Here is a 15113-nt window from a genome sequence, read left to right as displayed (position 1 = left end):
TCACCTTTAACACATTTTAACTACTCATTTAAAGGGTTTTGTGTATCATCGTATAAAGTATTTGATATGATAAAAAACTACTTTAAAATAGCCTGGCGTAACCTTTGGAAACATAAGTTTTACACCTTTATCAATATGTTTGGCCTGGCGCTGAGCATAGACTGCAGTATTATACTTTTTCAGTTTATTACCTATCATTTGAGTTTTGATACTTATCACCATGATGCCAAACATGTATACAGGGTTGTTCATCGCTTAACGGCTTTTGAGGGGGCACCAATATATGATCAGGGAGCGCCCATGGCCCTGGCAAGGGATGTGAAAGCGAGTGATCCGCGGGTGAAAGATGTAGGTGTGTTATTACGAATGCATGATATCAATGTCAGCATTCCTCAAAATGATGGGGCTGGTAAAAAAATGTTTGCTGAGCATGAAAATATCAGCATAACCGATGGCCATTTTTTTAATTTATTTGATTACGGGTGGGAGCAAGGCAATCAGAATATCGCTCTTACCGAACCTAATACCGTAGTTTTAAGTCACCATCTTGCCGAAAAGTATTTTGGCAGCCAGGAGGTTATCGGAAAAACTATCAGGGTTGATAATAAGAATACCTTCAGGGTAACAGGTGTTGTTAAAGATCACCCGGCTAATACTGATATCAAAGCAGATCTGTTTCTTTCTCTCGCCACATTAAAAAATATCTATCCCGATATTGCCAATGGCCTTCAAAATGACTGGGGCTTTATCAATTCAACTAACTCAATTTATTTAGAACTTAAGGATGGAGCAAATCCGCAATCGGTAGAAAAAGATATCAATCGGTTGAATGTGAAATTACATGGTGCGGAAGCCGCAAAACCATACCATTTTATGATGCTTCCGCTAAACGAAGTGCATTTTGATGGTCGTTTTGCGGGTGTGATCCAACGCTCTTTATTGGCAACCCTTGGGATAATTGGCCTACTGCTTATTATTATTGCTTGCGTTAATTTTATCAATATGGCCACAGCTCAAAGCTTTAAGCGGACCAGGGAGATAGGTACCCGCAAAGTTTTAGGCAGCTCACCAGGAGCGATATTTATCCAGTTTATTTCCGAAACATCATGTATCGTAGTTTTTGCGGCATTGTTATCATTTGTAATGGTGATTACAGCCATCCCGGTGTTGAATAATTGGCTGCAAACTCGACTGAGCTTTAAGCTTTTTAATGACTATCGCCTTGCTGGTTTTACTGTAGTTGTTTTAGTCATTATCACAATAGCTGCCGGTTCATATCCCGCACTGATATTAAGCAGGTTTAAGCCTGTAAACGCTTTGAAAAACCAGGTTGGCGGTAAAACGCACGCTGCTGGTTTTACACGTAAAAGTTTAATTGTGGTTCAAAACATAATAGCCCAGGTGCTTATCATTAGCACGATATTGATAACCATGCAGGTTAAATATCTTAAAACTGCTGACCTCGGTTTTAATAAAAATGCCGTTGTAATGATTCCGGTGCCAGATAATGATAAAAATAAAACCAATTATTTGCGTAACCAGTTGCTGGCCGATCCTGCGATAAAAAGTATTTCATTTTGTTATCGTGCGCCATCTTCTACTGCTGATAAAGGCGGATCAATTAAATTTGATACCCGCGACTGGGAAAAATTTGTTGGGTATACTCAGATAGGTGATGCCGACTATGTTAAAACTTTTGGAATACAGTTAATTGCGGGCCGCAATATTGTTGAAGCTGACACCGCCCGTGAATACCTGGTTAACGAAGTGCTGATACATAAATTAGGTTTAAAAGACCCGAAACAAGCTATCGGCAGGTTTTTTACCGCCGGGGATTTATCCAACAATCCGGGAATTATAGTAGGTGTGGTTAAAGACTTTCATGCCAAATCATTATATACAGCTATCGCGCCTGAATATATAACCACTTTCAGAAAAGGATATCAATATGCAGGCGTAAAAATCGGTTCGGGTAACCCTTCAGCTGTTATCGACTGTATTAAGAAAGAGTGGCAGGAGATTTATCCGGATAATGTATTTGAATACCGCTTTCTCGACCAGCAAATAGCCGACTTTTATCAAAAGGAAGATTTGTTAAATAAGCTGATCACCTCAAGCGCGATAATCGCTATTTTCATCAGCTGTCTTGGTTTGCTCGGCCTGATATCGCTGGTAACGCTTCAGCGTACCAAAGAGATCGGTATCCGCAAAGTGCTTGGCGCATCGGTAACCAATATAACAGGTTTGCTTTCTGTCGATTTTCTGAAATTGGTGCTGATTGCTGTTATTGTAGCATCACCTATAGCCTGGCTTATGATGAGCAAATACCTTCAAAATTTTGCTTACCGGATAGATATTCAATGGTGGGTATTTGTGCTGGCTGCTTTTGTAGCGCTGCTGATAGCATTTATCGCAGTAAGTTTTCAATCCATTAAGACAGCGATGGCAAACCCTGCTGAGAGTTTGAGGTCGGGGGAGTGATTTGAAACTCGGGTTTTTTGATACTGAAATATGGAGGTCGGGGTTTAAAACACGCCGCCCTTTCCTTTTTTGTTGACTCCTGACTGGCGTAGGAGGCACAAGTAAGCCCAGCCCCAGCCGCCCACAATACTTGCGCCAGGAAGAATGGTAGAAGTGGCTGGAAATAAATTTCTAAATCCGAAATCGAATATCCCAAATCCGAAATCAAAACTACTGTATCAATACCGTACACAAGGTGTTACACTTACGAACAGTTGATGTTTTTTATTTGATTTAAATGCTTGATATCCAGTTGATTTTGGTTTTGGTATAGCTTTTACATCAATTTCGAAAATTACTGTACGATATGCTTAAAAATTACTTCAAAATAGCCTGGCGCAATATCGTGCGTCATAAAGGCTATTCTGCTATAAATGTCGCGGGTTTAACAGTTGGCCTGGCTGCCTGCCTGCTCATTTTTGTGATTATTCAGTTTGAACTTAGTTTTGATACTTTCAATCCTAATTATAAAAACATTTATCGTATAGTTACCCAGGAAAAGCACGAGTCGGAAACTACCACCAATCCGGGAGTTGCTGTTCCTGCTACAGATGCCCTTCGTTTGGATATACCTCAGGCTAAAGTGGCAGCTTTGAACAGCAGCTATGGTAGCCAGATCACAGTGCCGCAAGCCACCGGAAGTAGTAGCAGTGATAAGAAATTTACTGAAAATATTGGCGTGTTATTTATTCAGCCTCAATTCTTCGATATTTTTAGTTACAAATGGCTGGCTGGAAGTCCCGCTGTATTGGCCAGTCCGGATATGGTTGTGTTGGATAAAAGCTCGGCCATTAAGTATTTTGGCGACTGGACAAATGCTGTAGGCAAAATTCTTAAAATGGATAATGTTTTGACGCTGAAAGTATCCGGCATTGTAGAAGATGCCCCGGTTAACAGCGATTTTCCGTTTAAGGTAATGGTATCGTTTGATACCTGGAAACAGCATCCGAAAGATTACAATTATAGCGCCGAATGGGGATCAACCAGCAGCAGCCATGAGGTGTTTATGTTGTTCCCGGCAAGCATGTCAAAAAGCAGTATCGACGCACAGTTAAAAGCATTTTCGACCAAGCATTTTAAAAAGGGATCGGCACAAACTACGCTGTTACCACAGCCGCTTGCTGATATGCATTTTGATACCCGGATAGGTAACCCGCTTGGTGATCATAGCACCAGCAGGGCTACCTTGCGTACCTTGTCGTTCATTGCGCTACTGATCATTGTCATGGCCTCTATCAACTTCATCAACTTGTCGACGGCGCAATCTGTTGGCCGGTCAAAAGAAGTAGGGATCCGTAAAGTATTGGGTAGTACACGTCCGCAATTGATCGCCCAGGTAATTGGCGAAACTACTATCATCGTTATTGCTTCGGCCTTAATAGCATTAGCTGTCGCCGGGCTGGCTATGCCCCAATTGAAAAATATAGCTAATGTGCCGGATAGTATCAGCTTGTTTACTACGGGCAGTTTATTGTTTTTGGCCGCAAGTACGGTAGCTATAGTGCTATTGTCGGGTGTTTATCCCGCATTGGTGGTGTCTGGTTTTAAACCGGTACTCGCGCTTAAAAATAAAATAACAGCTGCTTCTATCGGTGGTATCCCGCTTCGCCGGGGATTGGTGATTGCCCAGTTTGCCATATCTCAATTACTTATTATCGGCACCATAGTAGCGGTAAATCAAATGGACTTTGTAAACAAAGCGGACCTCGGTTTTAACAAAAACGCTTTGCTTATCATTCCCGGCTATACCGATAGTTTAAGCCTTCGGAAAATGGAATCGTTTAAGCAACAGGTGTTACAAAATCCCATGGTAAAGTCAGCTAGCTTTTCTTCAGATGTGCCATCGTCAGAAAACAACTGGGGTACTAATTTTGATTTCAATAACTCAACCAAAGATGTTGGTTTTAATACCTACCTCAAATTTGGAGATGCTGATTATTTCAAAACATATGGGCTAACATTTGCCGCGGGCAAAGCTTATGAGGTAAGCGATACTGCAAAACAATATGTGGTTAACGAAACCTTTATACGTAAATTGGGGATCCAAAAAGCCGATGATGCAATAGGAAAAACAATACGTTTAGGCGGCGGCAAATGGCTGCAAATAGTTGGGGTTGTTAAAGATTTTAAAACTAATTCGCTTCGTGAAGCTATAAAGCCAATAGTAATATCACCGGCCAAAAAATTTGAAGGCCAGATAGGCATCAAAATCCAAACATCCGAACTGAACAAAACCGTATCTCAACTGCAAAAGTTGTGGGAAAATACCTATCCCGAATATGCCTACAACGGTTATTTCCTTGATGAAAATATAGCTAAATTTTATGAACAGGAAAATAAAATGGCATTGGTTTACAAGGTGTTTGCCGGGATAGCCATTTTTATATCATGCCTTGGCTTATATGGCCTGGTATCGTTCATGGCAGTTCAGCGCACTAAAGAGGTAGGCATCCGGAAAGTTTTAGGTGCATCGGTAAGTAGCATTGTATTCCTGTTTTCAAAAGAGTTTATGGTACTTATCGGTATCTCTTTCCTGATAGCGATGCCGGCCGCATGGTATATCATGAACGGATGGCTGCAAAACTTTGTGTACCGTATATCAATGAGCGCCTGGATTTTTCTATTGGCGATAATATTATCGCTGGTAATAGCATGGATAACTGTAGGCTATAAAGCTATTAAGGCAGCAGTTGTTAACCCGGTTAAAAGCCTGAGAAGTGAGTAGCAGTTCGCAGTGGCAGTTTGCAGTTAACGGACTATACGAGTACCAATGAACGAATGAATCAATGAACACCTAACCATGATAGGAAATTACATTAAAACTACGGTACGCGGCCTGATGAAAAACCGGGCTTACAGCTTTCTGAACATCACCGGTCTGGCTATTGGTGTGGCCTGTGCATCAATGATATTTTTATGGGTGCAGGATGAGCTTACGTTTAATAACAATTTTGTAAAGCGGGACAACCTGTACACGGTTCGTGAAAATCAAACGTATGATGGTAAAACCTCCACGTTCCGTGCTACCCCCGGGCCCATGGCTGCGGCTTTGAAGGCCGATATTCCGGGTGTTAAAAATGCTGCCCGTATGGCAGGCTCAGACAATATAGTATTCGCGCTTGGGGATAAAGTAATTAACGAAGATGGTTCCTATACAGATGCGGAGATCTTCCCGATGTTGAAACTGCCTTTTGTACAGGGTGATGAAGCAAATGTTTTTCATGAATTGCATTCGGTGGTGATTAGTACTACCATGGCTAAAAAGTTTTTTGGTGATACCAACCCAATGGGCAAAACTTTGAAAATGAATAATGAGCAGGATTTTACGGTTACCGGCGTATTTACCGATCTGCCCAAAAACTCAACTTTTCAGATGCAATGGTTCGCGCCCTTAAAAAATATCGATCATGTGCAACCCTGGATGCAGGATTGGGGCGCCAACTGGACCCATACCTATGTAGAGTTGGAACCAACCGCAGATGTTAAAGCCGTTAATAAAAAACTGGCTACTTACATCGGTACTAAGAAAAATGGCAATAAAACGGTATCATTCCTGTTCGGGATGAACGACTGGAACCTACGCGATAAATTTACCGATGGGAAAATGGATGGCGGGAGAATTGAATATGTTCGCTTGTTTGCTGCTATTGCTGTTATCATTCTCATCATAGCCTGTATCAATTTCATGAACCTGTCAACCGCCCGGTCCGAAAAACGTGCCAAGGAAGTTGGGGTGCGGAAGGTAATGGGGGCAGGTAAAGGCAAGCTTATTGCTCAATTTATAGGCGAGGCAATGATCATGGCATTCATCGCAGTAATTATAGCCGTGCTATTAGTTTACGTTGCTTTACCAACGTTTAATGACATGGTTCAAAAGGAACTGGTTATAAATATATTGCAACCATCACATCTAATTTATTTACTGTCGATAGGATTTGTTACAGGTTTGCTGGCCGGGAGTTATCCGGCCTTCTACTTGTCGTCATTTAACCCGATAGCGGTATTAAAGAATATTAAACTGCCAACGGCAGCCGGTGCTGGTTTTATCCGGCAAAGTTTGGTAGTGATTCAGTTTTCGGTGTCTATTATATTGATTATTGGTACGGTAATTATATATCAGCAAATTCAGCATGTTAAGAACAGGGAATTGGGTTACGAAAAAGACAATCTTGTTTACATTGACACCAAAGGTAAGCTGACTGATCATTTCGCTGCCGTAAACAATGATCTGAAACAAACCGGCGTAGTGGCCGATGCCTCATTGAGCGAATACCCTGTTTTACAGATCTGGAGCAATACCGATAATTTTTCATGGGATGGCAAGGATGCTTCAAAAAATCCGCTCATCACCATTGAAAACGTGAGCCCGCAGTTTGTATCAACCATGAACATGAAACTACTTGCCGGTCGTGATTTTTACGCCAATGCTAAGCTCGATAGCAGCAACGTGATCATTAATGAAGCCTTTGCCAAACAAATGGGTAAGGCTGGTCATGTAGGTGGTATAATTAGAGATGGGGGCACTAAACCTTACCAAATTGCCGGAATTATTAAAGACTTCCTTTATAATGATATGTATGTAGCCGGTGCACCGCTCATGTTATTCAGCCATCCGCAAAACAATAACATTTTAACTATCCGCTTTAAGCCGGGCGTTAATTTAACGGAAGCGCTGGCTAAAACGGGTGAGGTTTATAAACGGGCTAACCCGGGCTATCCTTTCGAGTACAAATTTATTGATGCCGATTTTGATGAGCTGTTTAAAACTGAAACGCTGACAGGCAAGCTGGCCGGAGTGTTTGCATCGCTGGCTATAGTGATATCATGCCTTGGCTTATTTGGCCTGGCTGCCTATACGGCTGAGAGGAGGATCAAAGAAATAGGTATTCGCAAAGTGCTTGGCGCATCTGTAGCAGGTTTAACCGGATTATTATCCCGCGATTTTTTAAAGCTGGTTGCGGTTTCATGCCTGATAGCCTTTCCTGTTGCCTGGTATGCTACTAATAACTGGCTGCAAAATTATCAATACCGGGTAACGGTACAATGGTGGGTATTTGCTGCTGCCGGCATTGCTGCCATAGTTATAGCGCTGGCAACAGTGAGTTTTCAGGCTGTTAAAGCGGCGTTGAGCAACCCGGTGAAAAGTTTGCGTTCGGAATAATTTCATCAAGTCATTCGCTTCGCGTCATTATTCATTTGAACGCCGGAGCAAAATGACTCAATGACATAAATGACTTAATGAAATAAAAAAAGATATGATCAAGAACTATATAAAAATTGCATGGCGAAATTTGGTGCGTAACAAGGCTTACGCAACCATCAGTGTTATTGGCTTGGCTTTAGGTATAGCCTGCGGCGTATTAATATTTACGCTGATTACCTATCACCTGAGCTTTGATACCTTTCATAAGAATAAAGACAGGATCTATCGTTTCTATACAGAGTTTCATGATCAGGGTGTAGACCGGGTGGGCGCTATTCCGCAGCCCATGGCCAAAGGCTACCGGAACGATTTCGCTTTTAGCGAAAAAACAGCAAGATATATCAGTTTCAATAAAACGCTGATCACTATTACTAAGGGAAACGAAATTAAAAAATTTGGCGAGGACGACGGGGTAGCTTTTGTGGAGCCGGATTATTTCAATATCCTGAATTTTCCGTTGCTCAAAGGTGATAAGAAAACCATGCTTGTTAACCCCAATGAAGCTTTAGTTACCGAAAAAGTGGCCCAAAAATATTTTGGTAATGATAACCCGATAGGCAAAGTTTTCAAGCTGGATAACAATATCAACGTTACTATAACCGGTGTACTGCAGGATTTGCCAAATAACACCGACCAAAAGCAACAGATTTTCATTTCGTATGCAAGTATGGAAGCGTACGCAGGTAAAGGCCGTGAAAATAACTGGGGCGGTGTTTACAGCGGCTGTCAGGGCTTTACAAGATTGAAGCCGGGTGTAACCAAAGCACAGGTTGAAACTGCCATGCTGCAATTGGTTAAAAAGAATTACACCGGTCGGGATTTGCAGGTGTGGCGCTTTAAATTACAGCCTATTGCCGAAATGCACTTTGACCGTGAACTTGGCGGCTACGCTGATAAGAGCTATTTATGGGCACTGTTTTTTATCGGCGTGTTCCTGATCATTACTGCTTCGGTAAACTTTATAAACCTGGCTACGGCTCAGGCACTAAATCGTTCAAAAGAGGTGGGCATCCGTAAAGTACTGGGTGGCCAGCCTTTCCAATTATTTTGGCAGTTTATTGCCGAAACGGCTATAATCAGCGTTATTGCTGTGGGAGTTGCTATTGGCTTATCAGAGATTGCTTTGACGCCATTAAACAATCTCTTCCATGCAAGGATGACCTTTAACTGGGCCGGATTGAGCGCTTTTATAGTTGTTATTACTATTGTTGTTGTATTTCTTTCGGGTTCATATCCTGGTTTGGTACTGGCGAGGTTTCAGCCAATTAAGGCGCTTAAAAGTAAACTGTCACAAAAAGATGTTGGCGGTTTTTCCCTGCGTAGGGTATTGGTAGTTACCCAGTTTGCTATATCTCAGGTACTTATCATCGGCACTATCATCGTAGTATCGCAATTGCATTATTCACAAACTGCCGATCTGGGCTTTAATAAAAATGCCATAGTGTTGGTGCCGCTTCCTCAAAACGATAAGATGAAAATGAGCACGATGCGTAATCGTCTCACCGAAATTAAGGGGGTTGAAAATGTATCTTACTGTGCCAACCCTCCTGCATCCCGTTCAAATAGCAATACCGGTATTCAATATGATAACCGTGCGGAAGACGAGCATTGGAGCATCAATACCAAACAGGCCGACGAAAATTACATTTCGACCTTTGGTATTAAACTGATTGCAGGTAGAAACTTCTTTAAAGGCGATTCGGTAAAAGAACTTTTAGTTAACGAAACCTTTGTTAAAAAGCTACATCTTAAACCGCAGGATGTAATTGGAAAGCAGATGGCAATTAACGGACGCGACTATAAAGGCACCATTGTGGGGGTGATGAAAGATTTTTACAATTACTCTTTCCATTCGGAGATTTCACCATTATGTGTGATGCCCAATTATCAGGATTTGGGTACCGTTGCCGTGAAAATAGATATGCGCAACGCCAAAGCTACATTAGCTGCAATTGACAAGATCTGGAACCAAACCTTCCCGGAAGAATTATATTCATACCAGTTTTTGGATGATACTATTAAGCGTTTTTATGAAATGGATAATATCCTGCTAATATTGGTTGAAGCGTTTGCCGGTATCGCGATCATCATAGGTTGCCTCGGTTTATACGGCCTGGTATCATTTATGGCCGTGCGTAAAACCAAAGAGATTGGAGTACGCAAGGTATTGGGAGCCAATATCAGTGGTATCCTATGGCTATTTGGTAAGGAGTTTAGCATATTGTTGCTCATCGCTTTTGTAATAGCCGCTCCTCTGGCCTGGTGGGCAATGCACAATTACTTAAAGGATTTTCAGTACCGAATCAGTATCGGCCCGCAAATATTTGTGATATCGATCCTGTCAAGCCTCATAATAGCCTGGATTACGGTAGGTTACCGGGCTACAATGGCAGCATTGGCTAACCCGGTTAAAAGTTTGCGTTCCGAATAAATAGTCATTGAGTCATTTGCTTCGCGTCATTAAGTCATTTTTTTCGCGAGGCCAATGACTCAATGATTAATGACCTAATGGTAGAAGTGATGATTAGAAATTATATCAAAATAGCCTGGCGAAACATCGCTAAAAATAAGGCTTATACGGCTATAAACGTTTTGGGATTGGCAGCCGGGATGGCTGTTGCCTTAATAATAGCGCTTTGGGTTGCAAATGAGTACTCGTACGACAGGTTTTTGCCTGATGCAGATCGGGTATACCAGGTACGCCGTAATTTTAACAGTAATGGCGAAACATTAACGTTTAGTTCAACCTCGCTAAAACTGGCAGATGTGTTGAAAACTATGCCCGAAATAGAATATGTAGCACCCACAGATTGGGGTGGCACACACGGGCTAATGGTAGGCGATAAAAAGTTATCTATTGATGGTGTGCAGGCAGGTAGCGATTTCCTGAAAATTTTTCAATACAATTTTTTACAAGGAAGCCGCGCAACCGCTTTGAATGATCCATATTCAATTGTATTGACCAAAACTACTGCTCTCGCTTTATTCGGCACCGGGAATGTGATCAATAAGGTAGTTAAGGTTGATAACAACTACAATTTAAAGGTTACCGGCGTGATTCAGGATGTACCGTTGAATTCTTCGCTTCAATTTAAATATGTTATTCCATTCAGTTTGATGGAGCAACAGCCTTACATGAAAGGTGCTCACGATAGCTTCGGGAACAATAGCTTCGAGCTGTTTGCAACGCTAAAACCAGGTGTAACGTACGCGCAACTGGCCCCAAAGATCCTTCATATCGAAAAAGGCGAAAAAAATATTAATGCCGAAAACTCCGACGTAATTATGCAGCCCATGGCCGATTGGCATCTGTTTTCCGATTATAAAAATGGAGTCGCTGCAGGCGGTTTTATTGATTATGTACGCACTTTTAGCATTGTTGGTGTGCTGGTACTGCTGATAGCTTGTGTGAATTTCATTAACCTCACAACTGCTCGGTCTGAAAAACGCGCACGCGAGGTTGGTATCCGTAAAGCTATCGGATCACAACGTCAGCATCTGATATTCCAGTTCTTGACAGAATCCACATTGATCACGCTGATCTCTTTTATCTGCTCAATACTTTTTATTCAGATAGCACTCCAGCCGTTTAACGCGCTCACCGGTACTACTATTGCCATCCCTTTTAACAGCGCAATTTTTTGGCTAATTGCCATAGGGTGCGTATTACTTACAGCCTTGGTGGCCGGTAGTCGTCCTGCGTTTTATCTTTCGTCATTTAATCCGGTTAAGGTATTAAAAGGTACAATTCAGGTGGGCCGCTCAGCATCGTATTCACGTAAAGTTTTAGTAGTGATGCAGTTTAGCTCTTCAATAGCCTTGATCATAAGCACAGTTGTTATTTACAGGCAAATTCAATATGCAAAAAACCGCCCGGCAGGATACGATATTAATAGGTTAATAGCCACCAATGCCAACGAAGACCTGGGCAAGCATTATTCTGCTTTTAAAAATGAATTACTGCAAAGCGGCGTGATTGAAAGTATCTCCACAGCATCAAGCGCCATCACAGATATTAACATGCACAATAATCTTGATCAGTGGCCCGGAAAAATGGCTGGCGAAACCGTTGAAATGGGCGTAATAGCTGTAGCTAACGATTATTTCAAGACTGTAGGCATGAAAATACTTGCCGGGAGAGATTATAATAATGTGGTGTCCGATTCATTGAATGTCATTTTCAATGAAGCAGCAGTTAAACGCCTGCGGCTTAAAGGTGATCCGATTAGCCAGGTAATTACTTATGGTGGCAAGCAGCGCAAAATAATTGGTGTAGTTAAAAACGCGTTGATGTTATCGCCTTTTGCGCAGGCCGACCCAACCATGTTTTTGTATAATAATGATCCGCACCAAAACATGATCTATCGCCTGTCATCTAAAGTAAACCCGCACAGCGCCATTGATAAAATAGGTCAGGTGTTTTCAAAATATAGCCCGGCTTATCCATATTCCTACCGCTTTGTTGATGATGATTATAACCGCAAGTTTGGCCAGGAAGTATTGGTAAGCAAGCTCGCAGGCATATTTGCAGGCCTGGCCATATTTATTTCATGCCTTGGCCTGTTCGGCTTAGCCGCATATATCGCAGAGCAGCGAACTAAAGAAATTGGTGTACGCAAGGTATTAGGTGCAACTGTAAGCCAACTATGGTTTTTACTGTCGAAGGATTTTGTGTTGCTGGTGCTTATCAGCTGCATGATAGCATCGCCGGTAGCGTTTTATTTTTTGCAGGGGTGGTTACAAAAATACGATTACCGGGTAACCGTTGGCCCTGGTGTGTTTATTATATCGGCAGCGGCAGCTATTATCATCACACTGACAACAATCAGTTTTCAGGCTATTAAGGCCGCGATTGCCAACCCGGTTAAAAGTTTACGTTCTGAATAATGGGTAATTGTATCAGTTTGCTTTGTGTTGTTACAACGGGTAAGACAAATGACCATATGAACATGACATTAAAAAATAAAAAATATGATCAGAAATTACATTAAAATAGCCCTCCGGAACCTTTGGCGCCACCGGGGCTTTTCATTTATCAATATTACTGGCTTATCCATCGGGATAACGGCCTGTTTTTTCATTTTTATATACGTGGCCTTTGAGTTGAGTTACGATAACTTTCACACAAAGGCCGATAGGATCTATCGTTTGGTAACTGATATCAAAACCCCGAGCGAAACTATTAATACCAGCAGCACATCATGGGCGTTTGCACCCAATATTAAAGCAGACCTGCCCGAAGTAGAAGCCTTTGTACGCACCAGCGGCGGCAGTTTTTTGGTACGCAGGGGAGATGTAAAATTTCAGGAGGAAAACTCCATGTTCGCCGATTCGACATTTTTTAAGGTCTTCGATTTTAAATTAGTTAAAGGCGACCCCAGGACTGCACTCACCGCGCCCGCTACGATAGTGTTTACCGAATCTACCGCGAAAAAATATTTTGGTAGTGCTGACCCAATTGGCAAAACCGTATTAATTACCGGCGATGCCATACCTGCCACGGTTACCGGTGTTATGAAGGATTTTCCTGGCAACTCACAAATCAAGGCCGATATGATCATTTCAATGACATCGTTAACCCAAAAGTTTAATAAAGGAATTGACGGGCAATGGGGCAATTTCGGCGCTACAACGTATCTTTTGTTAAAACCGGGTACAAGCCCAAAGGCTCTTGAATCTAAAATGCCTGCCTTTTTGCAAAGTCGCGATGGGGACGGAATGAAGAAAAGCCAGATGTCCTATACGCTCATGCTTGAACCTTTAAAATCCACCTACCTCTACTCCAAAAGAGGCGGACAGGAAGTTGGAAGCATTAGCAATGTGTATATATTTAGCATTGTCGCGGTTTTTATTTTGCTGATAGCGTGCATCAACTTTGTTAATCTTACTACGGCCCGCTCGGTTGAACGCGCCAAAGAAGTAGGGATCCGTAAAGTTGTGGGCGCCGAAAAGAGCCAGCTCGCAAGCCAGTTCATCGGCGAATCGGTGGTACTTTGTATCATAGCTTTTTTACTTACGCTTGGTATAGCTGCTTTGCTGTTGCCTGCGTTTAATCAATTGGCTGGTAAAACTGTTAGCTCCGGCATCTTTTCAAACTGGTACTATGTAATTATTCTGTTTGTAACGTCGATTTTAATCGGCCTGCTTGCCGGTTTATATCCTGCATTGGTATTATCATCCTTTAAACCGGTGATGGTTTTGAAAGGCCGTTTTTCCGGAAGCAGGAAGGGCGGGATTTTACGCAGAACGCTTGTTGTTGCTCAGTTTAGTATTTCCATAACGCTTATTATTGGCACTATCGTAGTTTATAATCAAATGAGCTTTATGCAAAACCGCGATCTTGGTTTTAATAAAGAACAAATGGTTGTACTCAACACCAACGGCGATCCTGCTAAAGAATCCCTAAAAAATGCTATCAGTTCAATTCCCGGCGTAGTATCAACGGCATCTGCTTCCAGTATCCCGGGAGGTGGAAATAACGGGGCTTACTCCGAGATAGAAAATAAAAGCGGCGATTTGCAGATAGCTAATCTTGATCTGTATTTTGTTGATTATGACTATGTAAACCAATTTAAGATAAAGATGGTCGCGGGTCGTTCGTTTTCACGTGAATTTGGTACTGATACCGCCCAGGCCATGCTTATCAATGAAGCCGCTGTTAAATTATTTGGCTATAGCTCTCCTAAAGATGCTATCGGCCGCCGGTTTAAACAATGGGGGCGCGAAGGTAAAATAGTAGGTGTGATGAAAGATTTTCATTTCCGTTCGTTACAGGAGGTAATAAAGCCGCTTACCATGCGCATCGAGCTGCATAGCCTTGATCTCATAACTGTAAAAGTCTCCCCCAAAAATCTGAATAGCACGTTGGCGCAAATAGAAGGAAAATGGAAACAATTTATCCCTAACAGGCCATACTCGTTTTATTTTTTAGATGAGTTTTTTGACAGACAATACCGTGCGGAACAGCGTTTTGGCAAGCTGTTTTTTAACTTCGCTGTTCTCGCCATATTCATTTCGTGTTTGGGCTTGCTTGGTTTGGCTTCGTACAGCACGCTGCAGCGTACCCGCGAAATAGGGATCCGCAAAGTGCTTGGCGCGTCGGTACCGGGTATTGTTAACCTGCTATCGCTGGATTTTTTAAAGCTGATAGTGATATCCTGTCTAATAGCCATGCCGGTAGGCTGGTATTTTATGCATCAATGGCTCAAAGATTTTGCCTATCGTATAGATATTCAGTGGTGGGTATTTGTGCTGGCAGGTGTATTAGCCGTTTTGGTGGCAGTAGCTACCATTAGCTTCCAGGCAATAAAAGCAGCATTAAGCAACCCTGTTAAAAGTTTACGTTCCGAATAATTGTCATTAAGCCACTGCTTTCGTCTTATTAATGGAA

6 protein-coding genes are annotated in these 15113 nt (G+C 42.1%); all 6 read left to right on the top strand.

The features are described from left to right. Positions 1-66 precede the first annotated feature (66 nt). The 6 genes from ACP26M_RS10010 (at position 67) to ACP26M_RS09985 (ending at position 15076) form a co-directional block, all read left to right on the top strand. On the top strand, positions 67-2481 hold the full coding sequence (locus ACP26M_RS10010; RefSeq protein ID WP_426588447.1) for an ABC transporter permease: 2415 nt from the start codon (positions 67-69) through the stop codon (positions 2479-2481). A 346-nt stretch (positions 2482-2827) separates the two neighbouring features. After that, positions 2828-5245 carry an ABC transporter permease gene (locus ACP26M_RS10005; RefSeq protein WP_426588445.1) on the top strand — a complete coding sequence of 806 codons (2418 nt, stop codon included), beginning with the start codon at positions 2828-2830 and terminating at the stop codon, positions 5243-5245. 75 nt (positions 5246-5320) lie between these two features. Beyond that, on the top strand, positions 5321-7681 hold the full coding sequence (locus ACP26M_RS10000) for an ABC transporter permease (protein ID WP_426588443.1): 2361 nt from the start codon (positions 5321-5323) through the stop codon (positions 7679-7681). A 94-nt stretch (positions 7682-7775) separates the two neighbouring features. Then, positions 7776-10154, top strand: coding sequence for an ABC transporter permease (locus ACP26M_RS09995; protein WP_426588441.1), 2379 nt, complete (start codon positions 7776-7778; stop codon positions 10152-10154). Positions 10155-10216: 62 nt separating this feature from the next. After that, entirely contained in the window at positions 10217-12610 is a 2394-nt protein-coding gene (locus ACP26M_RS09990; protein WP_426588439.1) for an ABC transporter permease, read from the top strand. Positions 12611-12694: 84 nt separating this feature from the next. Continuing rightward, positions 12695-15076 carry an ABC transporter permease gene (locus ACP26M_RS09985; RefSeq protein WP_426588437.1) on the top strand — a complete coding sequence of 794 codons (2382 nt, stop codon included), beginning with the start codon at positions 12695-12697 and terminating at the stop codon, positions 15074-15076. Positions 15077-15113 lie beyond the last annotated feature (37 nt).

Source organism: Mucilaginibacter sp. R-33 (assembly GCF_049949235.1).
Taxonomy (GTDB): Bacteria; Bacteroidota; Bacteroidia; order Sphingobacteriales; family Sphingobacteriaceae; genus Mucilaginibacter.
The sequence above is the reverse complement of the archived record's forward strand: the minus strand, read 5'-3'. Positions and strand labels throughout refer to the sequence as shown.